The organism is Stappia indica (assembly GCF_009789575.1).
GTDB classification, from domain to species: domain Bacteria; phylum Pseudomonadota; class Alphaproteobacteria; order Rhizobiales; family Stappiaceae; genus Stappia; species Stappia indica_A.
The window spans coordinates 3,870,580-3,891,414 of sequence record NZ_CP046908.1 but is presented as its reverse complement, the minus strand read 5'-3'; the positions used below and the strand labels follow the sequence as shown (position 1 = coordinate 3,891,414).

The following is a 20,835-nucleotide window of genomic DNA, read 5'->3' as shown; positions in this document are numbered from 1 at the left end:
GCAGCTTTCGGCCGGCAACCTCCCCCTTGACCTTCCCCTTGCTGGAAGCCCCATTCTTTCAGGGAATGACAGTCACGCCCGCCATCGGCGGCAGGAAGGAAAGCGCACGACCATGATCGAAGTGAAGATAGACGGCATGACCTGCAACGGCTGCGTCGCCTCGGTGAAGAAGGCGCTCGCGGCTGCGGACCCGGCGGCCAGCGCCGAGATCGACCTTGCCAGCGGCACGGCCCGTATCCAGACGCAACTGCCCCGCGAGCGGATCGTCGAGACGATCGAGGCGGCAGGTTACGACGTCGTCGCCGGCTGAGCCTCCTTCGCCTCCCCCTTCGCCCTCACGGGTCGGCAAGCATCCCGTCCACCAGGTGCAGCCGGCGGTCCATGCGCGCGGCCATGTCGAGGTCGTGGGTGACGGCGACGACCGTCTTGCCGTGGTCGTCGACCAGCGCCCGCAGGATATCGAAGACCTGGTCCGACGAGCGGCTGTCGAGGCTGCCGGTCGGCTCGTCGGCCAGGATCGCGGGCGGCTCGTTGGCCAGTGCGCGCGCCACCGCCACCCGCTGGCGCTGGCCGCCGGACAGCTGGTCCGGCCGCTTGTCCAGATGATCGCCGAGGCCGAGATCGGCCAAAAGCCCCCTTGCCCGCTCGCGCATCTCGCGCGCGGGCAACAGGGCGCGCTTGCGCATGGGGATCATCACGTTGTCGGTGACGGAGAATTCCGGCAGCAGGAAATGGAACTGGAAGACGAAGCCCAGCGTCGACAGGCGGATCGCCGCCCGCCGGCGTTCCGACAGGAGATGCGTCGGCTCGCCCTCGATCAGTACTTCGCCCTCGGTCGGGCTGTCGAGCAGGCCCAGCAGATAGAGCAGCGACGACTTGCCCGAGCCGGACGGCCCGGTGATCGCCACGAACTCGCCGGCGCGGATCGTCAGGTCGATCTCGCGCACCAAGGTCACCGGCACCGTGCCGGGCAGCACGCGGGTCAGGCGCCGCGCCTCGATCAAAGGCGGGGCACCCGATCCGACGACGGCGTCGGCCCCCTCTTTCGCGGTTGGGCTCACGATGCCCCCCGGATGATCTCGACCGGATTGAGCTTGGCAGCGCGCCGCGCCGGCATGTAGCCGGCGACGCCGGCCGACAGCAGCGCAAAACCGCTGGCAATGAGATAGTGCAACGGGCTGTAGGTCAGCGGCAGCGAGGTCATCTCGACATTCGTCCGCACCTCGAACGTCACCGAATCGAGCCCCAGCGTGATCAGGTAGCCGAGCACCGAACCCAGCACCGAGCCGGCGGCACCGATCACCAGCCCTTCGATCAGGAAGATGCGTCGGATGTCGCCTTGCCCAAAGCCGAGCGACTTGAGGATGGCGATGTCGCGGGCCTTTTCGTGGACGATGGTCGAGACGATGGTGAAGATGCCGAAGCCGGCGACCAGCAGGATGGCGCCGACCACCGTGTACATGATGACGTTGCGCACCACGAGCACCTCCATCAGGCTCTCGTTCGCCTCCTGCCAGGAGGTGGCGCGGTAGCCGGTCATGCGCTCGATGCGGGCCGCAACCGACCGCGCCGCGTTGATGTCGTCCAGTTTCACCGAGATCCGGTTGACCACATCGGGCCGGGCGAACAGCACCTGCGCCGTCTTCAGCATCGCATAGGCCGTGGCGTCGTCCGCCTGAGTGACGCCGGTGTGGTACAGGCCGACGATCTTCAGCCGCCGCACGGCCCCGGCGGACGTGGACACCGCGATCGTGTCGCCGAGCCGGGCGCCGAGCTTTTCCGCCACCCCATCGCCGACGACGATGCCGTTGAGATTGGCGGCAAGCTCCTCGAAGGAGCCCCCACGCATGTCGTCGCCGATGGTCGAAACCCGGAGATAGCCGGCCGGGTCGACACCGGTCAGCGACACGGCCACGTCGCGCCCGCCGTAGCGCAGCACCGCCTGGCCCGCCAGCGTCATGGTCATCCTGCCCGGCAGCCAGCTGTCCAGCATCGCCCGCAGCCTCGTCGGATTGCGCAGGCCGCGCGTGTCGTCGTCGGGGCGCGCGCCGATCACGTTGACCGCACCGAAGAAGCCCGCGGCCGGCGGCGGCGCGGGATCGCGCACCTCGTCGCTCACCTCCACATGCGGCATCGCATCGACCAGCGTGGCGATGAAATCTTCCTGCGAGCCCTGCATCAGGGCCGCCATGGCGATGGAGAACCCGACGCCGAGCATCACGCCCAGCACCGAGACGATGCTCTGGCGCAGACGTCCCTTCACATGGGTCAGGGCGATGGACAGGATGAGGGGCACGGCCTCAGTCTCCGCCGCTCGCAGCGGCTGTCGGCGTTGCCGCCATGCCGGAAGCAAGCCCCTCCGCCCAGGGCGAAACCACACGCTCGCCGATTTCGAGCCCGTCCAGCACCTCCACCTCCTCGATGCCGCGAATGCCGACGGAGATCCGCCGCGCCGTCAGCCGGCCGTTCTCCCCCAGCACCAGAACCCGGTCTTCATCGAGGGCGGCGAGCGGGATCAACATGGCGTTCTCGACCTCGCGCACAACGATGTTGACGTCGCTGGTCATGCCGATCATCAGCGGGGTTTCCTGCGGAAAGGCGAGATAGACCCGGTAGGTCTTGAGCACCGGGTCGCCCTTGGGGGTGATCCGCTCGACCCGGGCCTTAAAGCTGCTGTCGGGAAAGGCGTCGGCGCGTACCACTGCCGTCTGACCGCGGCGCACCAGCGGGATGTCTTCCTCGTTGACGTCGGCAACGATCTGCAGGGGCCGGTCCTGCCCGACCCAGAAGAGCACGGCACCGGGCTCGGCCACCTCGCCGACCTCGCCGTCGCGGCGCAGCACCTGGCCGTCCATCGGCGCGCGCAGCTCGTAGTCGCCGAGCCTTGCCGCCTGCGCGGCGACCAGAGCGACATTGCGGGAATGGTCGTTCTCGGCCTTTTCGAAGGCCTGCTGGGAGACGACGCGGCGCTCGATCAGCCCTGCGGCCCGCTCCAGTTCCTGTTCCGACAGGCGGGCACGGGCCTCCAGCTCTGCAAGCGTCGCACGGGCCGCCGTGGAATCGAGCCGGCCGATCACCTGCCCCGCCTCCACGGTCTCGCCCTCGCAGCTGCACAGCTCGACGATGCGTTCCCGCAGCACGCTGGTGACCTTCGCCCAGCGTACCGGCTCGACCACGCCGGTGGCATAGACCACGTCGGCCGCCCGTCCCATATGCGGCGTGACGACGGTGACGGGCACCGGCCGGTCCCGCCACCAGACGAAGCCGCCCCAGGCGACGGCAGCGGCTGCCAGGATCGCAAGCAGGATCACGATACGTTTCATGCGGCTGGTCCTTGCCGGCGTCTTGCGGTCTGCGACCGCGTCCCGGCGACCCTATCACCCGCACCGGGCCCGACCTATCCGCAGAAATTCGTGGGTCCATCCGCCGCAGCACGGCTGCTCGGCTGTGGATTGCGGGCGGCCGGCTGCGCCACCTGTTTCACGGGCCGGGGTCGGAAACAGTTTGTTTACCATGTCCGATCAGAATCTGACGGCAAATCAAATCGATGCCGCCGGTGGGGCGGAAGCAAGAAGGGGGTCGCCAAAGCATGGAGTCCATGCATGGCGCTGCGGGGAAAATTCGGTTGGCCGTTCTCGACGGAGACGGAACGACCCGCGAGCTAGCCGGTTCGATCGCTCGGGCGATGGATCATCCCTGCGCGACGCCGGTCGCCTATCACAGTTTCGAGCCGTTCTACGCCGCGAGCACCCAGGTGCGCCCCGACGTCATGATCGTCGACCTCGAAACCCTCGGCCAGGACGGACACCTGTCCCGTCTCGCTGCGGCGCAGCCGCAGGCGATGCTGATGGCAATCAGCCCGAGGGAATCGCTGAGCCGCAGCCTGGCGGCGATGGAAGCCGGCGCGCATGACGTGATCAGCCTGCCGATCGATCCCGTCGCAGTGGCCGAGCGCATCGACCGTTTCCTGATCCAGAACACCCGCACGCCGCGCGGCGAAGGCCTGCGCCGGCAGGCAGCGCAGGGGGCGGGCGAGCCCCGCGACCTGACCGCGACCCGCGACCCCTTCCGTTTCGAGAGCTTTGTCGGCGGCTCGGCCCGCATGCGCGAGGTCTACGACCAGATCCGCCGCATCGCGCCCTCCTCCGCTCCGGTCTTCATTACCGGCGAGTCCGGCAGCGGCAAGGAGCTGGCGGCCGCCGCCATCCATGCCCGCTCGCCCCGGGCCGAGGCCCCCTTCATCATCATCAATTGCGCCGCCATTCCCGGCGAGCTGATGGAAAGCGAGATCTTCGGCCATGTGCGCGGCGCCTTTACCGGCGCCTCGGAGAGCCGCGCAGGCGCTGCGGAAGCGGCCGACGGAGGCACGCTGTTCCTCGACGAGATCGGCGAGATGGACCTCGCCCTGCAATCGAAGCTCCTGCGCTTCGTGCAGACGGGCACGGTGCAGCGCGTCGGCGATACCCGGCCGCGGCCCGTCGATGTACGGATCCTGTGCGCCACCAACCGCGACCCGCATGCGGAAATCGCCGCAGGGCGCTTCCGCGAGGACCTGTTCTATCGCCTGCACGTGCTGCCGATCCGCCTGCCGGCGCTGCGCGACCGCCGCGAGGACATCCTGCCGCTCGCCCAGGCCTTCCTGACCCGCTATGCACGCGAGGAGGGCCGCGCCTTTGCCGGCGTCGCCCCTTGCGCCGGCGAGAAGCTGCTGACCTACGACTGGCCGGGCAATGTCCGCCAGCTGGAAAACGCGGTCCGCCAGGCGGTGGTGCTGCACGAGGGCGATGCCCTGACGGCGCAGATGCTGCCGGCCTTCCTGATCGGCGAGGGCGGCCTTTCGCTCCGTCACGAGCCGGTGCGCGGTTCGGCCGCGCCCTTCGGCGCTCGCCGCCGTGGCGGCGAGATCGAACCCTTGTGGGCTCAGGAAAAGCGGATCATCGAGGACGCGCTCGACGCCTTCGACGGCAACATCGCCAAGGCGGCGGCGGCGCTGGAAATCAGCCCCTCGACGATCTATCGCAAACGCCAGTCGTGGAGCGACCGGATCGAGGGCAGCGACAGCGCGCTGTTCACCGGTTTTGCCGGATAATCTTGTTGTTTTCCGCGCCCCGTTCTATACGGTGCGCCGCAAAATACGCATTGCGGGGCTTTAACAGGGCGGGGCTTGGATGATCAGGGGCAAGTCGGGTCGCTTCGGCACTTTTGTCGGGCAGGCGCTAGCTGTCGGTTTCGGGTCGCGCGCGGCGCGTCCCGCTTCCCTTGCAAGGGCTGTGTCGCTCGCCGCAGGTCTTGCGGTGCTTCCCGCTGCGGCACTCGCTCAGCAGGCTTCGCTCCCCGAGGGTCTTTCCAGCGCCTATCAGGCGCTGGATGCCGCCTGGCAGCAGGCTCCCCTCTCCTTCGCCGCCCTTGCCTTCACCGACGGGGCTGCGACCGGCTATGGCCGCTACACCCCGCGGGCAGATGCGGTCTTTGCCGCCGGCGACACGCTGACCGTCTATGCCGAGCCGGTCGGTTTCGGCCATGAAGAGACGGCCGAGGGATACGGCGTGCGGCTGACAGCCGGGTTCGAGCTGCTGAACACGTCCGGCCAGGTGCTGGCCGAGCAGACCGGCTTTGCCGACCTGCGCGCCGACAGCCGCAATCGCTTGCGCGAGTTTCATGCAACGCTCAGCTTCGCCTTCGAAGGCCTGCGGCCCGGCGACTACCGCCTGGTGACGACGCTCACCGACACGGTGAGCGGAAAGACGGCCTCCGGCGAGCTTCCCTTCACGATCCGCGCCTCGGACTGACGGCAGCAAACGGGGCGGCGTTGCCGCCTCACATCTGCAGCCGCAGCTTGGTGATCTCTTCGGCGATGCGCTCGAACGCATCGACCAGCGCGCTGTTGGACTTCGCATCGAAGGCCATGGCCGGCGTCGTCGCACAGTTCTTCATCATGTTGATGGTGCTGCTGCTGGAGATCTGGAAGGCCACCGTATAGACCTGCACGCCGCCCTTCTTGGCGTTGGAACAGGTCTGCAGCAGCCGGTCGTCCATCTTGTCCTGGATTTCCCAGTAGGTGTCGACGCCGTTACCCAGCCGCTCTTCGGTGCCGTAGCCATAGGCGTTGATGCGCGTCTTGTTGAACGAGTTCTGGCCTTGGTAGGTGTTCTCGCCATCGGTCATGACGATCATCACCCGTACATGCTCTTCTTCCTCGTCCTTCTTCGGCTCGCGCCCCTTGGTGAACGGCTCGGAGGGCGACAGGACCCGCCATCCCCAGACCGCACCCTGGTGAATGTTGGTGTGACCATCCGCGTTCATCGTCTGGATGTCGCGCAGCACCTGCGACTTGTCGTTGGTCAGATCGGTGATCGGCTGGGTCTTGCACCAGTAGTTCGGCCCGTTGACGGTCGTGTTGCCGAGCGACCGCGGCTGGTCCTTGTACTTGCACAGGCGCTTCTGGGCATATTCCCAGCGGTCCATGCCCGAGGAGCGGGCGGCCTTCTTCGAAGAGGTCCGGCAGGCGCCACGGTCGTCGTCCAGATAGTTGTTGTAGTAGCTGTCGCCCCATTTCTTGTTGGCGTTCGACGGCTCGTCGGGGGCGAATTGCGGCACGAAGAGCGTGGCCGGATTGGAGCTCGACGCCGGCGTGTCGTCGACGTCGTAGGGCATCGGCCGCGCCTCGACGCAGCCCAGCCAGTCCGTGTGCTTCAGCTGCTTGAACAGCGTGAAGCGGCTCGGCTTGCCGTTGGTCAGAAGCTTGCTGTCGAACTCCGCGGGATCCGGCGTTCCGTTCGAGCGGGTCTCGAAGTTCTTCCAGTGGATCGGCGAGGCGCCCTCCTGGTCCATCCAGGATGCGGTGGCCTTGTCGGCACCGACATTGACGAAGGAGGTGAAGGGCACGAGGCCGATCTGCACCCGGTCCTTCCTGTCGCCGTCCTCGTTGATCTTGAACAGCGTCTCGGTGAGGTCCTTGGCGGCCTTCTTCAGCGTCGACATGCGGCTGCCGGCCATGGATCCGGAATTGTCGAGCACCATGACCACATCGAAGGTCGCCTTGCCGACCACCGTCTGCGACATGACGCGCACGTCGATCTGCGGCTTGTTCATGAGGCTGCCGAGCACGGTGTTGACCGGCTTGCCGGCAGTCACCGTCACCGTCCCCTTCACCACCGAGACGTCGAGCTCGACTTCGTCGATGTCGCCCGGATAGATCGCCTTGAAGTAGCCTTCGGCGTTGGCCTTGACCTTGTCCTCCGACAGGCCCTGGCTGTCGTAGTTGGCGGCCAAGGCGGTCGCATCCACGGCAGCCTGCAGGTCGACCTTGGCGTTGAAGGCCCGCGTGTAGTCGATCGCCGCGCCCGTCACCATAAGGCAGACGCCGGTGCAGATCGCGAGCGGCACGACGATGCTGCCGCGGCGGTCGGAGACGAAACGTCTGGCGAGGTGCTGGATCCTGATCATGGCAGCACCCTAGTCGTCAGCCCTTGCCAAACTCTTTTCGAAGATCGTTAACGGCTCGAAAACCTTAACTTTCCGCTCGAACGGCATGACCTGTCCGAAGGGCCGACGGCACGGCTGCGGCGAGGTGAAAAAAGCGCGTCGGCAGACCATTGACAGGTGGGGGTGAGGCGCCTACATCAAGCTCGCTGTTAGCACTCTCATTCACAGAGTGCCAACGTGGTCGGCGATCCGGGCGACCCCGACGGAGGGGCGCAGGCGCGACAAGTACCACGCTGGCCCCAAAAGGAAAGAGCACGACATGAAGTTCCGTCCTCTGCATGATCGCGTCGTCGTTCGCCGCGTCGACTCCGAAGCGAAGACCGCCGGTGGCATCATCATTCCGGACACCGCCAAGGAAAAGCCGCAGGAAGGCGAAGTCGTCGCCGTCGGCCCCGGTGGCCGCAAGGACAATGGCGATCTGATCGCCCTCGACGTCAAGGCTGGCGATCGCGTGCTGTTCGGCAAGTGGTCGGGCACCGAAGTCAAGATCGACGGCGAAGACCTTCTGATCATGAAGGAAAGCGACATCATGGGCGTGGTCGGCTAAGCCGCACCGCGCTTTTCCTGTCCTTTTCGCGGTCGCCAGCCGCAGGCCCTCTTCAAGGCCGCAGGCGCGATACCGCGACGACCCAAACCACATGGAGACCTGAAAATGGCTGCCAAAGACGTCAAGTTCTCTTCCGACGCCCGCGACCGCATGCTGCGCGGCGTGGACATCCTCGCCAACGCCGTCAAGGTGACGCTCGGCCCGAAGGGCCGCAACGTCGTCATCGACAAGGCCTTCGGCGCCCCGCGCATCACCAAGGACGGCGTCTCCGTCGCCAAGGAAATCGAGCTTGAGGACAAGTTCGAGAACATGGGCGCGCAGATGGTGCGCGAAGTCGCGTCGAAGACCAACGACATCGCCGGCGACGGCACGACCACCGCGACCGTCCTGGCCCAGGCCATCGTCCGCGAGGGCGTCAAGGCCGTTGCCGCCGGCATGAACCCGATGGACCTGAAGCGCGGCGTCGACCTGGCTGCCCAGACCGCCGTCAAGGACCTCGAGGCCCGCTCCAAGAAGATCTCCACCTCCGCCGAAGTGGCGCAGGTCGGCACGATCTCGGCCAACGGCGACACCCAGATCGGCGAGGACATCGCCAGCGCGATGCAGCGCGTCGGCAACGAGGGCGTGATCACCGTCGAGGAGGCCAAGTCGCTTGAGACCGAGCTCGAGGTCGTCGAGGGCATGCAGTTCGACCGCGGCTACCTGTCGCCCTACTTCGTGACCAATGCCGAGAAGATGGTCGCCGAGTTGGAGAAGCCGTACATCCTGCTGCACGAGAAGAAGCTCTCGAACCTGCAGGCCATGCTGCCGATCCTCGAGGCCGTCGTCCAGTCCAGCCGTCCGCTGCTGATCATCGCCGAGGACGTCGAGGGCGAGGCTCTCGCCACGCTCGTGGTCAACAAGCTGCGTGGCGGCCTGAAGATCGCCGCCGTCAAGGCTCCGGGCTTCGGTGACCGCCGCAAGGCCATGCTCGAGGACATCGCCGTCCTGACCGGCGGCACGGTGATCTCCGAGGATCTCGGCATCAAGCTCGAGAACGTCACGCTCGACATGCTCGGCACCGCCGAGAAGGTCTCCATCACCAAGGAGAACACCACCATCGTCGACGGCGCCGGCGACAAGGCCGACATCGAGGGCCGCGTTGCGCAGATCAAGGCGCAGATCGAGGAGACCACCTCCGACTACGACCGCGAGAAGCTGCAGGAGCGTCTTGCCAAGCTCGCCGGCGGCGTCGCGGTGATCCGCGTCGGCGGTGCGACCGAGGTCGAGGTGAAGGAGAAGAAGGACCGCGTCGACGACGCCCTCAACGCGACCCGTGCGGCCGTTGAGGAAGGCATCGTCCCGGGCGGCGGTGTTGCCCTGCTGCGTGCCAAGAAGGCCGTCGAGGCCCTGACCTCCGACAATCCGGACATCATGGCCGGCATCAAGATCGTCCTGCGCGCTCTTGAGGCTCCGATCCGCCAGATCGCCCAGAACGCGGGCGTCGAGGGTTCGATCGTGGTCGGCAAGATCCTGGAGAACAACGACGAGACGTTCGGCTTCAACGCCCAGACGGAGAAGTACGTCAACATGGTGGAGACCGGCATCATCGACCCGACCAAGGTCGTGCGCACGGCCCTCCAGGACGCGGCTTCGATCGCCGGCCTGCTGATCACCACCGAGGCGATGGTCGCCGAGCTTCCGAAGAAGGACGCTCCGGCTCCGGCCATGCCGGGCGGCGGTATGGGCGGCATGGACTTCTAAGAAGTCCATAAAGCCAGAAACAACGAATGGGCGGCCCTCGGGCCGCCCATTTGCGTTTATGGGGGCTGCGTCCCACAGCCGTCATCAGCTCATGTCGGCGAGTTGGTCCCTCATTCCCGTCTTGAAGACGGCCCCGATCTTTCGCACGAGGGGAGTTAAAAGCACCTCACCCGATTTTGCGTGCAAGGGGTGTCCTCCCGGTTCCAGCGAAGCTGGAGACCGGGAACCAGTAACCACAGGAGATACGACTCAGGTCGCGGCGTCGGAGCTGCGGCGTGAGCGCCACAACCGCGCCCGGCGGATACTGGATGCCTGCCTGTCGCAGGCATGACAGCCGAGAAGGTGACGAATGCCTTCCCGCCTCACGCCGGCCGGGGTGCCAATGGGCACCGGGTCGCGGCTTCGCCTTGCCCGGCGTGACAGCCTGGGTGGGTGGCACCGCCTCACAACCTCACCCGCATGGACAGCCGCGCGGGCAAAGGGTATGGCGAGGCCGGAGAGCCGCCCGGAAAGGCCGGCGAGAGAGAACCTACGAGAAGACCTGAGGAAAAGTGCAATGGACCGCGAAACGCTAGCCCGCATCGAGCGGCTGGAAGAGCAGCTCGCCTTCCAGACGCGCACCGTCGAGGACCTGAACGAGGTGGTCACCCGCCAGGCCGACCAGATCGACATGCTGAACCGCCGTCTGGCGGCCCTGGTCGAGCATGTCGAGGAACTGGAAGACGCGGCCGCCGGCAGCGTGCCGGTGACCAAGCCGCCGCATTACTGAGCCGGTTGTGGGGCGCGCCGGCTCACGCGCCGACGCGGGCCGCGAGGGGCTCGTAGAGCGGGTTCTGCGTGCCGAAGACATAATCCAGCGTGGTGATGCTGACATGCGGGGCGCCATGGTCGCGCAGCAGCGTCGCGCAGTCGGCCGCGCGATCCGCCGGGCAGTGCAGCAGCAGGGGCTGGCCGACCTGGGTGCCGAAGGGCGCGACCGCGCCGAACTGCTCGGCCGCAGTGCGTGCCGTCAGTTCCGGCGCCTGCACCAGCGCACGGATCTCGCGATGCGAGCGGGCCCGCTCCTCCGCCGCGATCCGGTCGAGGATGACCCGCGCGGCGGCGAGCTGCGCCGGCGTCCACTCGGCCTTCAGCGAAGCGACGAGATGGGCCTGGCTCTTCAGGATGACGCCGTCGTCCAGCACCTTCAGATTGTTGGCCGCGAGCGTCGAGCCGGTGGTGGTGATGTCGACGACCAGTTCCGCCGTGCCGGCGGCCGGGGCGCCCTCGGTCGCGCCGGCGCTTTCGACGATGCGGTAGTCGGACAGGCCGTGCTGCGCGAAGAAGGTCCGCGTCAGCGCCACATACTTGGTGGCGACGCGCAGCCGCCCGCCATTGCGGGCACGGAAATGCGAGGCGACATCGACAAGATCGGCCATGGTCGACACGTCGATCCAGGCATCGGGCGCGGCCACGACCACATCGGCGAAGCCGAAGCCGAGCGGCGTCACCACATGCACCAGTTCCTCGGGTTGCGAGATCGTCTCGTGCACGAGATCGAGGCCCGTGACGCCCAGATGCGCCTGCCCGGTGCTGAGCTCGCGGGCGATCTCGGAAGCCGACAGGAAGGCGATCTCGACCTCGGAGGCGGCAAAGCGGCCGAGCCGGCCGCGATAGTTGCGTGCCCCGCCCGGACGGCCAACCGGCAGGCCGGCGCGGGCGAAGAAGTCGTGGGTGTTGTCCTGCAGCCGTCCCTTGGAGGGCACCGCGATGATCAGCGGCTGGGCAGCGGTTTCCGGCGAGTGGGTCATGACAATGCGCCTCAGATCCGGTCGAGCCAGATGGAAAAGCCGGTCGCCGGGATGTGGGTCTCGGCGCCGAGCAGGGCGAGCAGGCGGTCGTAGCGGCCGCCGCCGACGATCTGGCCCGCATCCTTGCGCGAGGCCGAATGGATCTCGAAGACGAAGCCGGTGTAATAGTCGAGCCGGCGGCCGAAATCGGCGGAGAATTCCAGGTTCCCCACCTCGACGCCGGCCGCCTCCAGCGCATCCAGCCGGGCGGTGAAGCCGGCAAGCGCGGCAGCCAGATCCAGCCCGGAGCGGGCGGCAAAGCTCTCCATCGCCGTCACCGCCTCGCGCGGACGCCCGCGGATCGACAGGAACGCGGACAGCAGCTCGGCCGCCCGGTCGGTGCCGCTGTCATGGGTGGCGAGCGCCGCCTGTTCCAGCAGCCGGCCGGCAATGTCGGCAGCGCTGCGGCCGGCGACCGGGCGCAGGCCCGACAGCCGCAGCAGCTCGGCCACAGCCTCCTGCGCGGTCGCGGGATCGACGCCGTCGAGCGCCCGCATCAAGGCGGGGGCCGGCATCGCCCCCTCCGGCACGCCGCCGGTCATGGCGGCGATGGCCGCGTCCAGCCGGTCGCGTTCGCCGAACAGCTCGCCGAGACGGCGGTGCCACACGGGCGCAAGGTCGAGCCCGTCGAGCACGGCGCGGAACAGCGCCTCGTCGCCGATCTGAATCGTCGCATCGTCGACGCCGAGCGTTGCAAGGCTCTCCAACGCCAGCGCCAGCACATGCGCGTCGGCCTCGGCCTCGTCCGGCCGGCCGAAGCACTCGACGCCGGCCTGCATGAACTCGCCCGCGCCCTCGCGGCGCTGGCGGAACACCGGGCCGCAATAGGAGTAGCGCGCCGGGGTCGTCGCGCCGGGCCCGTCGAGATGGGCGCGGCAGACCGGGATCGTGTAGTCCGGACGCAGGCACAGCTCCTCGCCGGCCGCATCGGACGTCAGGTACATGCGGCCGCGGATGTCTTCGCCGATCAGGTCGAGAAACAGGCTGGTCGGCTGCAGGATCGCCGGTTCCACGGCGGGAAAACCGGCGGCCTCGAACAGCGCGGTCAGGGCCGCGTAGCGCGCGGCCTGCGGGCGGGTGGGGCTCTTGGCCGGGCTCACTGGGTCGCCCCCGCTTCACCGTCCTGCCGGGCGCGGTCCTCGGCCTGCTCGGCCAGCATCCGCCGCACGGTGGCAACGATGTCGGCCTCGGGGATGCTGACCTGCGCCGGGCGGCTCTCGCGCCAGGTCACATTGTCCTCGATCTCGCCGGCAAGGCGGGCGCCCTCGATCAGGTCCTTGATCTGGACGGCGCCCTCGGCCCGCTCGTCGCCGCCCTGGATGATCGCAAGCGGGCAGCCGCGGCGGTCGGCATATTTCAGCTGGTTGCCGAACTTCTTCCAGTTGCCCTGGTACATCTCGGCGCGGATGCCCGCGGCGCGCAGGTCCTGCGTCATCTTCTGGTAACGGGCAAGGCTCGCCGTATCGCCGTCCATCACCGTGACCAGAACGGGGGCCACGATCTCGTCGGCCTTCAGCTTCTTGAGGTTCTTCAGCGCCGTCATCAGGCGCGAGACGCCGATGGAAAAGCCGGTCGCCGGCACGTCGCGACCGGTGAAGCGCTTGATGAGCCCGTCATAACGCCCGCCGCCGCCGACGGAGCCGAACTGCACGACCTCGCCCTTCTCGTTGGTGACGTCGAACAGCAGCTCGGCCTCGTAGACCGGGCCAGTATAGTATTCGAGACCGCGAACGACGGAGGGGTCGATGCGGATGCGGTCCCTTTCATATTTGGCGGCCGAAAACAGCTGTGCCATTTCCTCAAGTTCTTGAAGACCAGCAGCTCCACTCTCGGTATTTCCCAGCAAATCCAGATAGCTTGTCAGAGCGGGTGAACCTGCTCCACCCGACTCCAGGCGAACTTCCATGTACTGAATGACGAGATCGATTGAATCGCTCTCCAACCCCGCGCCCTTGGTGAAGTCGCCGCTCTCGTCCTTGCGGCCCTCGCCCAGCAGCAGGCGCACGCCTTCGATGCCGAACTTGTCGAGCTTGTCGATGGCGCGCAGCACGGTCAGCCGGCGCTCGGCATTCTCTTCGCCGCCAAGGCCAATGGCCTCCATCACGCCGTCGAGCACCTTGCGGTTGTTGACGCGGATGACATAGGACCCGCGCGGAATGCCGAGGGCCTCCATCGTGTCGGCCATCATCATGCACATCTCGGCATCCGCCTGGACGCCCGGCGCGCCGACGCTGTCGGCATCGAACTGCATGAACTGGCGGAACCGGCCCGGTCCCGGCTTCTCGTTGCGGAACACCCAGCCGGCGCGGTAGCTGCGGAACGGAAGCTGGATCTCGTTGATGTTCTCCGCCACATGGCGGGCGAGCGGTGCGGTGAGATCGTAACGCAGGCTCATCCACTGCTCGTCGTCGTCCTGCACCGAGAAGACGCCGGCATTCGGCCGGTCGGTGTCCGGCAGGAACTTGCCGAGGCAGTCGGTATATTCGAAGGCCGGCGTCTCGACCGGATCGAAGCCGTAGCGCTCGTAGACCTCGCGGATCTTCGCCAGCATCGCCTCGGTGGCGCGGATGTCGGCGGCCGAGCGGTCGACGAAGCCCCGCGGCAGGCGGGCCTTCAGCTTGGACGGTTTGTTCTTGGCCATCGGCGTATCGGAATCCATCGCGGGCGCGCGCCCTTTTCGCACAAGGCACAAAAGACGCGCGCGTTCTTGCAGTTGCCGGTTTCCTAGACGAAACGGCCCGCGCGGGCAAGGACGCCGGGGAGAGGTGCCGCCGGGGCGCGCGGGACGCTGCGGCGGATCGGCGCTTGCAATCGGGGGCGTTCCGACTATGGTCCCGCGCGGTTCCGCCTTGCAGGCCATCGGGTCGCGGGCGGTCAAGACAGACCGGATCCCCTTGATGTTCGGAGTTCCCATGCCGGGCGACGGCACGCAGCATACGGGCGAGGCCGACGGCACGGCGCCGCTTGCCGCAGCACGGCTCTCCGTCGTGCTGCCGACCTATAACGAACGCGACAACCTGCCCGTCCTGATCGACCGGCTCGACGCGGCGCTTGCCGGCATCGCCTGGGAGGCGATCGTCGTCGACGACAATTCGCCCGACGGCACCGCGGATGTCGCCCGCGCCATCGCCGCGCGCGACCCGCGGGTGCGCGTCATCCGCCGTGTCGGGCGGCGCGGCCTGTCGGGCGCCTGCGTCGAGGGCATGCTGGCCTCCTCCGCCGACTATGTGGCGGTGATGGATGCCGACCTGCAGCACGACGAGACCCTGCTGCCGAAGATGCTGGCGGCCCTGTCCAACGGCGCGGCCGACCTTGCGGTGGCCAGCCGCCACGTGGAAGGCGGCGACGTCGGCACCGGCCTTTCGGGCGTGCGCGCCTCCGGCTCCGGCCTTGCCAACCGGCTGGCGCGGGTGCTGCTGAAGGTGACCCTGTCCGACCCGATGAGCGGCTTCTTCATGATCCGCCGCTCCGAGGTCGAGCGGCTGGCGCCCGGCCTCTCCTCGCAGGGCTTCAAGATCCTGCTCGACATCGTCGCCACCGCGCGCGGCTCCTTGCGTATCGTCGAGCTTCCCTTCGTCTTCCGCGAGCGCCTGCATGGCGAGAGCAAGCTCGACACGCTGGTGGCGCTCGACTTCCTGGGGCTCATCTTGTCCAAGCTCGTCGGAGACCTGGTCTCGATCCGCTTCCTGATGTTCATGCTGGTCGGCGCGTCCGGCGTGATCGTCCACATGGCGGCGCTGTTTGCCATGATGGAGGCGGGCGGCCTGTCCTTCCCGGTGGCGCAGACGGCGGCGACCTTCGTCGCCATGACCACCAATTTCTGGCTCAACAACCGCCTGACCTATCGCGACCGCCGGCTGCGCGGCTTCGCGGCCCTGCGCGGCCTCTTCACCTTCTACGTGGTGTGCAGCGTCGGTGTCGTCGCCAATGTCGGCGTCGCCTCGCTGGTCTACCAGGAGGATGCCGGTCGCATCCTGATCGGGCTTGCCGGCCTTGCCGGTGCGGTCATGGGCGCGGTGTGGAACTATGCCGCAAGCTCGGTGCTGACCTGGCGCAAGGCCTGAGGCCTCAGCAGGCCTTAGCGGCGCGACAAGGACGACGAGATGGCGGGCGACGTTCCCAACAACGAGGCGCAACAGCCGGGCGGCACGGTAACGGAGGCCCTGACCCTTTGGCTGCGGCCCCTCCCCCTCGCGCTGCTCGTTGCGGCCCTCGCCGTGCTGCGGCTGCTGGTCGCCGCCAAGGCCGGCCTTGCGGAGGACGAGGCCTATTACAGGCTCTGGGGCCTTTCTCCCGCCACCGGCTATTACGACCACCCGCCGATGGTCGCCTGGTTCGCCCATCTCGGGCAATCGCTGTTCGGCGACACCGCGCTCGGCCTGCGGTTCATGTCGGTGCTGTCGGCCGCCATCGGCTCGGCCGCACTGTGGCGCACCGGGCAGCTGCTCTACGGTGCGCGCGTCGCCGGCCTTGCGGTCCTCTTCCTCAACGCCAGCCTGCTGATCGGCGTCGGCAGCTTGCTGGCAACGCCCGATGCGCCGTCCGTGCTGTTCTGGGGCCTTGCCATCTGGGCGCTGGCGGAGTTGACGGCGAGCGAGAACCCCTGGTGGTGGCTGGCGGTCGGCCTGTTCGCCGGGCTGGGGCTCAACGCCAAGTATTCAGTGCTGTTTCTCGGTGCCGGCATCGTGCTCTATCTCGTCTTCGTGCCGCAGGCGCGCCGCTGGTGGGCTGCCTGGCAGCTCTGGGCCGGCGGGCTGCTCGCCGCCCTTCTGGTGCTGCCGGTCATCGGCTGGAACGCGGCGCACGAATGGGCCTCCTTCACCAAGCAGTTCGGCCGCGCCGTGCCGGAGGGCTGGAGCACGCGCTACCTGCCAGAGTTCCTGGGCGCGCTCGTCGGCCTTGCCAATCCGCTGGTCGCGGTGCTTGCCGGCATCGGCGTGGTGCGCATCGCCCGTGCCGCCCTGCGGGGCGAGGCGGCGGGCGGCCTGCTGCTGTGGACCAGCCTGCCCTTCCTGGTCTACCTGCTGGCGCATTCGCTGCATTCGCGCGTGCAGGGCAACTGGCCGGCGCCGCTGTTTCCGGCCATCGCCCTTGCCGCTGCACTGGTCGCGGCGAACCCGCCGCTGCGGCCGGGCCCAAGGTTCTGGCAGCGGTTCTCCGCCGCTGCCGTGGCGCTCGGGCTCGCCGTGTCGCTGGTCGTCTATGTCCATGCGGTGGCGCCGTTGACCGGGGCCTTCGCGCGCAAGGACCCGACGCACCAGACCCGCGGCTGGGACGAGATCGGCACGGCGCTGCAAACCCTTGCGCGCGAGCAGGGCGCGGCGTGGATCGCCACCAACGCCTACAGCCTCAACGCCCAGCTTGCCTGGCAGCTCGACAAGGCAATGCCGGTGGAGCAGGTCGACCAGCGCATCCGCTACGCAATGCGGCCCGAGCCGGACGCAGGCACGCTGGCGCAGCCCGCCCTGTTCGTCGCCGAGGAGCGGCGCGATCCCGGCCTTGAGCGCCTCTCGGCCCGCTTTGCCGAGGTGGAGCGCGTCGCCGTGCTGACCCGAAGCTCGCGCGGGACGCCGATCGAGAACCTCGTCGTCTACCGGGTCGCCGGACCGCATGCGGGTGGACCTCTCGACCCGGTCTACCCGCTGCCGTAACCTCGCCAGGGCTCGGCCAGACAAATTCGGCAGAGAAAATTGACACTGGCGCCGACGCGCCGGTCCCTGCATAGAATTCCGGCATGAAACGCATCCTCCTCACGTCAGCGGATTACGGCCTGGCCTTCGGCGTCGACCGGGCCCTGCGCGAGCTGATCTCGGCCGGTGCGCTGTCTGCCGTCGGGTGCCTCGTCGTCTCCGACCTGTGGTCGCGCGAGTACCTGCCGCTGCGCGATACGGTCGACAATGTCCGCCATCGTACCCTGGTCGGGCTGACGCTGACGCTGACCCGGCCCTTCGCGCCGCTGTCGGTGCGGGCGCGCGGCCAGTTCGGCAACGGCTTTCCCAAGGCGCGCTGGTGGCGCCTGCGCGGCGCGCTGCGCCTGCTGCCCGACGAGATGCTGGCCGAGGAGGTGGAGGCGCAGATCACCTGTTTCGAGGAGTTCTATCAGCGCCCGGCCGACTTCGTGCATGTGGCGGACGAGCTGCTGGCCGTGCCGGCGCTCGCCCGTGTGGTGCTGAAGCAGGCGGGCTTGCGCCGCTGGCCGCCGCGCATCGTGATGCCGCAGCTCAGCCCGCGCGCGGCGGCCCGCTTCGCCCGAATGGCGCAGAATTTCGGCGTCAAGGTGCTGGAGCGCGGACCCGACTTTCCCGAGGCCATCGACGAGGCGACCCATGTCCAGCACCTGCGGCGGGGGCTCGACGGACTGGCCGACCGCACCGTCGTCTTCTGCCAGCCCGGCGAAATCGACGACCGGCTGCGGCGGGTCGAGCCGCGCACGCGCCTCGATATGCGCAGCGCCCAGCTCGCCTTCTTCCGCGGGGATACCTTTCCGCTGCTGCTGATGGAGAAGGATATTTTCCTGTACTGACAGCAGGTTACAGCGGCCGAAAACGCGAAAACCGGCCCCCCGCGGGGATGGGGGACCGGTTTTTCGGGAGGGGCGCTGCGAGGTCAGGAGAGCAGCGCCTGTTGTCCTTGATATAGGGGCAGCCACGTCCGGTTACAGTGACGACGGTCACACAATCCGCTTTGCTGAGAGCGAAACCGCCGTAATATGGCCGGACGGGGCCAATCCGGCCCGGCGCGACGGGGCAGTCGTGCCGGCGCATCCTTCCAGTTCATGCGGCATTCATGCGCCGGCCCCGAGAATGCGCGTCCCAGGGGGCGAAGAATCGAGGCAGGGTACATGGTGGAACTGAGGAACTTCCTCGAGAACAGCTTCTCCATGGAGGGGCTGGACTGCAGCCTGGCCTCCGGCCTGGCGGCGCTGGCGCGGCCGATGTCGGTGAAGCCGGGCGCCATCCTGTTCGAGGCCGGCGATCCCGGCAACGGCTGCTATGCGATCCTCGAAGGCTCGCTGAAAGTCTCGATCGTCAGCGTCGAGGGCGACGAGCAGCTGCTGGCCGTGCTCGGCCCCGGCGCCATCGTCGGCGAGCTGGCGCTGCTCGACGGGCGGGCGCGCTCGGCCACCGTCACCGCGCTGAAGCCGACCCGCCTCGCCTTCATCGAAAAGCACGCGTTCGAGCGGTTCGCAGACGAGAACCCGGCGCTCTACCGCCACATGCTCTACATCGTCGGCCAGCGGCTCCGCCAGGCCAACGACGTATTGGCGGCGCGCTCGTTCCTGCCCCTGCCCGGCCGTGTCGCCCAGACCCTGCTGCAGCTCGCCGACACGTTCGGCAAGCCGGTCGACAAGGGCCGCATCCTGATCCACTACAAGCTGTCGCAGGCCGACATCGCCAACATGGCCGGGGCGGCGCGCGAGAATGTCAGCCGCGTCCTCAACGACTGGAAGCGCGCAGGCACGATCAGCCGCATCTCCGGCTACTACTGCCTGGAAAATCCGGACTGGCTGCGCCGCGCCTCGGCGCTGTAGGAGCTGGCCCCTTTCAGCCGACCCACCCTTGGCATTCGCTGCGGAACATGTGACATTTCAAGTCACTGGCGCGAGGGAGGCTCTTGTCTCCCGCGCGCTTGCCCGCCCCGTTTGCCGCCGGCCGGCCTTTCGCGCCCGCACAGCCGGCAGCTCCAGCCCGAAGGGTCCTGCCGATGTCGTCACAAGAACTGCTCGAGCTGTCCGTCATTGAGCTTTCGCGCAAGATCCATGGCCGCGAGGCGTCGGCCCGCGAGGTGATGGAGGCGACGCTCGCGCGGATCGAGGCCGTCAATCCGGCACTCAACGCCATCGTCTCGCTGCGCGACGGCGATGCGCTGCTGGCCGAGGCGGACGCGGCGGACGAAGAGCTCAGCGAGGGCCGCTCGCGCGGGCCGCTGCACGGAATTCCGCAGGCGATCAAGGACCTGGCGATGACCGCCGGCATCCCGACGACCATGGGCTCGCCGGTCTTCGCCCGCCAGGTGCCGGAGGAAGACGGCATCCAGGTGGCGCGGATCCGGGCGGCCGGGGGCCTCTTCATCGGCAAAACCAACGTGCCGGAATTCGGCCTCGGCTCGCATACCTACAACCCGCTGTTCGGGCCGACGCGCAATCCGTACGACACGACGCGCAGCGCCGGTGGCTCCAGCGGCGGCGCGGCGGCGGCGCTGGCCGCGCGCATGCTGGTGGTGGCGGACGGCAGCGACATGATGGGCTCGCTGCGCAATCCGGCCGGTTTCTGCAACGTGCTGGGCATGCGGCCGAGCTACGGCCGGGTGCCGTCGGGGCCGGGCCCGGAGAGCTTCTTCGACGGCATGGCGACGGAAGGGCCGATGGCGCGCAGCGTCGACGACCTGGCGCTGCTGCTGTCGGTGCAGGCCGGATACGACGCGCGCGCGCCGCAATCGCTGCCGGGCGACGGGGCCGAGTTCGTGCCGCCGATCCGCTCCGACATCGCCGGCCTTCGGGTCGGCTGGCTCGGCGATCTGGGCGGACATCTGCCGTTCGAACCGGGAATGCTGGACCTGTGCCGGGCGGCGGTCGACGTCTTCGCCGGTCTAGGCTGCCGGGTCGAGGAGCCGGCTCCGGGCTTCGATGCGGAGCGGGTGTTCCAGGCCTGGGCGGATCTGCGGAGCTGGCGGGTTGCCGGAAAGCTCGGCGGTCTTTATGAGGCCGCTGCGACCCGCGACAAGCTGAAACCGGCGGCAATCTGGGAAATCGAGCGCGGCCGCGTGCTGACGCCGGCGCGGCTGGAAGAGGCGAGCGTGGTGCGCAGCGCCTTCTACCGGGCGGTGCTGCGGCTGTTCGAAAAGGTCGACATCCTGATCCTGCCGACGGCGCAGGTGTTTCCCTTCGACGTCGATCTCGACTGGCCCAAGGAGGTCGGCGGACGGACGATGGACACCTACCATCGCTGGATGGAAGTCGTTGTTCCGGCAAGCCTTCTGGGCCTGCCGGTGGTCGCGGTCCCGGCCGGTTTCTCGGCGGCCGGACTGCCGGCCGGCATCCAGATCATCGGCCGGCCGCGCGACGATCTCGGCGTCCTGAGGGTCGCGAAGGCCTATGAGCAGGCGACCGACTGGCTGGCGCGCAAGCCGGCGCTTTGAACGAAAAAGGAGGCCGCTCCGGGGGAGAGCGGCCTCCTGGCCGGGAAGCCGATCGGGTAGGCGTTCCGGCTGAGACCGAAAGCGTTGGTCGAG

General features: G+C 68.1%; 18 protein-coding genes. 11 read left to right on the top strand and 7 right to left on the bottom strand.

Annotated elements, in window-relative coordinates:
* The first annotated feature begins 112 nt into the window (after nt 1–112).
* Nucleotides 113–310, top strand: coding sequence for a heavy-metal-associated domain-containing protein (locus tag GH266_RS18150; protein ID WP_158195081.1), 198 nt, complete (start codon nt 113–115; stop codon nt 308–310).
* Between the two features lie 25 nt (nt 311–335).
* Here GH266_RS18150 and GH266_RS18145 read toward each other — a convergent pair whose 3' ends face one another.
* The 3 genes from GH266_RS18145 to GH266_RS18135 are packed head-to-tail and all read right to left on the bottom strand — an operon-like array spanning nt 336 to nt 3,323.
* Nucleotides 336–1,061 (bottom strand): ABC transporter ATP-binding protein, encoded by a 726-nt coding sequence (locus GH266_RS18145; RefSeq protein WP_158195080.1) that lies wholly within the window; start codon nt 1,059–1,061, stop codon nt 336–338.
* The gene (locus GH266_RS18140; protein ID WP_158195079.1) at nt 1,058–2,296 is read right to left on the bottom strand and encodes an ABC transporter permease; all 1,239 of its coding nucleotides are present in this window, start codon (nt 2,294–2,296) and stop codon (nt 1,058–1,060) included. The genes GH266_RS18145 and GH266_RS18140 overlap by 4 nt, the downstream gene beginning before the upstream one ends.
* 4 nt (nt 2,297–2,300) lie before the next feature.
* Nucleotides 2,301–3,323, bottom strand: a complete 1,023-nt coding sequence (locus GH266_RS18135; RefSeq protein WP_158195078.1) for an efflux RND transporter periplasmic adaptor subunit — start codon at nt 3,321–3,323, stop codon at nt 2,301–2,303.
* Nucleotides 3,324–3,625: 302 nt separating this feature from the next.
* Between GH266_RS18135 and GH266_RS18130 the strand changes: the two genes are divergently transcribed.
* Together GH266_RS18130 and GH266_RS18125 are read left to right on the top strand one after the other, a co-directional pair.
* Nucleotides 3,626–5,089, top strand: coding sequence for a sigma-54 dependent transcriptional regulator (locus tag GH266_RS18130; RefSeq protein WP_199270366.1), 1,464 nt, complete (start codon nt 3,626–3,628; stop codon nt 5,087–5,089).
* 79 nt (nt 5,090–5,168) lie between these two features.
* Complete coding sequence (locus GH266_RS18125; RefSeq protein WP_158195077.1) at nt 5,169–5,789, top strand: hypothetical protein; 621 nt, start codon at nt 5,169–5,171, stop codon at nt 5,787–5,789.
* A gap of 28 nt (nt 5,790–5,817) precedes the next feature.
* Here the strand turns inward: GH266_RS18125 and GH266_RS18120 are convergent, their stop codons facing one another.
* Complete coding sequence (locus GH266_RS18120) at nt 5,818–7,446, bottom strand: TadE/TadG family type IV pilus assembly protein (RefSeq protein WP_158195076.1); 1,629 nt, start codon at nt 7,444–7,446, stop codon at nt 5,818–5,820.
* A gap of 298 nt (nt 7,447–7,744) precedes the next feature.
* Here GH266_RS18120 and groES point away from each other — a divergent pair, with 298 nt between their 5' ends.
* The 3 genes from groES (at nt 7,745) to GH266_RS18105 (ending at nt 10,544) form a co-directional block, all read left to right on the top strand.
* Nucleotides 7,745–8,032 (top strand): co-chaperone GroES, encoded by a 288-nt coding sequence (gene groES / locus GH266_RS18115; RefSeq protein ID WP_067220552.1) that lies wholly within the window; start codon nt 7,745–7,747, stop codon nt 8,030–8,032.
* A gap of 105 nt (nt 8,033–8,137) precedes the next feature.
* Nucleotides 8,138–9,775, top strand: coding sequence for a chaperonin GroEL (gene groL / locus GH266_RS18110; protein WP_158195075.1), 1,638 nt, complete (start codon nt 8,138–8,140; stop codon nt 9,773–9,775).
* Between the two features lie 556 nt (nt 9,776–10,331).
* Nucleotides 10,332–10,544, top strand: a complete 213-nt coding sequence (locus GH266_RS18105; RefSeq protein WP_158195074.1) for a SlyX family protein — start codon at nt 10,332–10,334, stop codon at nt 10,542–10,544.
* A 22-nt stretch (nt 10,545–10,566) separates the two neighbouring features.
* On the opposite strand, the gene hisG is transcribed toward GH266_RS18105, so the two are convergent.
* From hisG to hisS, 3 genes are read right to left on the bottom strand one after another with little or no spacing between them, the layout of a single operon-like run.
* On the bottom strand, nt 10,567–11,565 hold the full coding sequence (gene hisG, locus GH266_RS18100; RefSeq protein WP_158195073.1) for an ATP phosphoribosyltransferase: 999 nt from the start codon (nt 11,563–11,565) through the stop codon (nt 10,567–10,569).
* A gap of 11 nt (nt 11,566–11,576) precedes the next feature.
* Nucleotides 11,577–12,704, bottom strand: a complete 1,128-nt coding sequence (locus tag GH266_RS18095) for an ATP phosphoribosyltransferase regulatory subunit (protein ID WP_158195072.1) — start codon at nt 12,702–12,704, stop codon at nt 11,577–11,579.
* Nucleotides 12,701–14,245, bottom strand: a complete 1,545-nt coding sequence (gene hisS / locus GH266_RS18090) for a histidine--tRNA ligase (RefSeq protein ID WP_158195071.1) — start codon at nt 14,243–14,245, stop codon at nt 12,701–12,703. The genes GH266_RS18095 and hisS overlap by 4 nt, the downstream gene beginning before the upstream one ends.
* A 271-nt stretch (nt 14,246–14,516) precedes the next feature.
* Between hisS and GH266_RS18085 the strand changes: the two genes are divergently transcribed.
* The 5 genes from GH266_RS18085 (at nt 14,517) to GH266_RS18065 (ending at nt 20,742) form a co-directional block, all read left to right on the top strand.
* Entirely contained in the window at nt 14,517–15,668 is a 1,152-nt protein-coding gene (locus GH266_RS18085; protein WP_209001664.1) for a glycosyltransferase family 2 protein, read from the top strand.
* Nucleotides 15,669–15,707: 39 nt separating this feature from the next.
* Nucleotides 15,708–17,255 (top strand): glycosyltransferase family 39 protein, encoded by a 1,548-nt coding sequence (locus tag GH266_RS18080; RefSeq protein WP_158195069.1) that lies wholly within the window; start codon nt 15,708–15,710, stop codon nt 17,253–17,255.
* Nucleotides 17,256–17,338: 83 nt separating this feature from the next.
* Nucleotides 17,339–18,127, top strand: a complete 789-nt coding sequence (locus GH266_RS18075) for a ChbG/HpnK family deacetylase (RefSeq protein ID WP_158195068.1) — start codon at nt 17,339–17,341, stop codon at nt 18,125–18,127.
* Between the two features lie 318 nt (nt 18,128–18,445).
* Nucleotides 18,446–19,135: a Crp/Fnr family transcriptional regulator gene (locus tag GH266_RS18070; RefSeq protein WP_158195067.1), complete on the top strand. Its 690-nt coding sequence runs from the start codon at nt 18,446–18,448 to the stop codon at nt 19,133–19,135.
* Between the two features lie 173 nt (nt 19,136–19,308).
* Nucleotides 19,309–20,742 (top strand): amidase, encoded by a 1,434-nt coding sequence (locus GH266_RS18065; RefSeq protein WP_158195066.1) that lies wholly within the window; start codon nt 19,309–19,311, stop codon nt 20,740–20,742.
* Nucleotides 20,743–20,835 lie beyond the last annotated feature (93 nt).

Coding starts and splice junctions, on each gene's coding strand:
- GH266_RS18150 (WP_158195081.1), top strand. CDS start 113: ATGATCGAAGTGAAGATAGACGGCATGACCTGCAACGGCTGCGTCGCC.
- GH266_RS18135 (WP_158195078.1), bottom strand. CDS start 3,323: ATGAAACGTATCGTGATCCTGCTTGCGATCCTGGCAGCCGCTGCCGTC.
- GH266_RS18125 (WP_158195077.1), top strand. CDS start 5,169: ATGATCAGGGGCAAGTCGGGTCGCTTCGGCACTTTTGTCGGGCAGGCG.
- GH266_RS18120 (WP_158195076.1), bottom strand. CDS start 7,446: ATGATCAGGATCCAGCACCTCGCCAGACGTTTCGTCTCCGACCGCCGC.
- groES (WP_067220552.1), top strand. CDS start 7,745: ATGAAGTTCCGTCCTCTGCATGATCGCGTCGTCGTTCGCCGCGTCGAC.
- groL (WP_158195075.1), top strand. CDS start 8,138: ATGGCTGCCAAAGACGTCAAGTTCTCTTCCGACGCCCGCGACCGCATG.
- GH266_RS18105 (WP_158195074.1), top strand. CDS start 10,332: ATGGACCGCGAAACGCTAGCCCGCATCGAGCGGCTGGAAGAGCAGCTC.
- hisG (WP_158195073.1), bottom strand. CDS start 11,565: ATGACCCACTCGCCGGAAACCGCTGCCCAGCCGCTGATCATCGCGGTG.
- hisS (WP_158195071.1), bottom strand. CDS start 14,245: ATGGCCAAGAACAAACCGTCCAAGCTGAAGGCCCGCCTGCCGCGGGGC.
- GH266_RS18085 (WP_209001664.1), top strand. CDS start 14,517: ATGCCGGGCGACGGCACGCAGCATACGGGCGAGGCCGACGGCACGGCG.
- GH266_RS18080 (WP_158195069.1), top strand. CDS start 15,708: ATGGCGGGCGACGTTCCCAACAACGAGGCGCAACAGCCGGGCGGCACG.
- GH266_RS18075 (WP_158195068.1), top strand. CDS start 17,339: ATGAAACGCATCCTCCTCACGTCAGCGGATTACGGCCTGGCCTTCGGC.
- GH266_RS18070 (WP_158195067.1), top strand. CDS start 18,446: ATGGTGGAACTGAGGAACTTCCTCGAGAACAGCTTCTCCATGGAGGGG.
- GH266_RS18065 (WP_158195066.1), top strand. CDS start 19,309: ATGTCGTCACAAGAACTGCTCGAGCTGTCCGTCATTGAGCTTTCGCGC.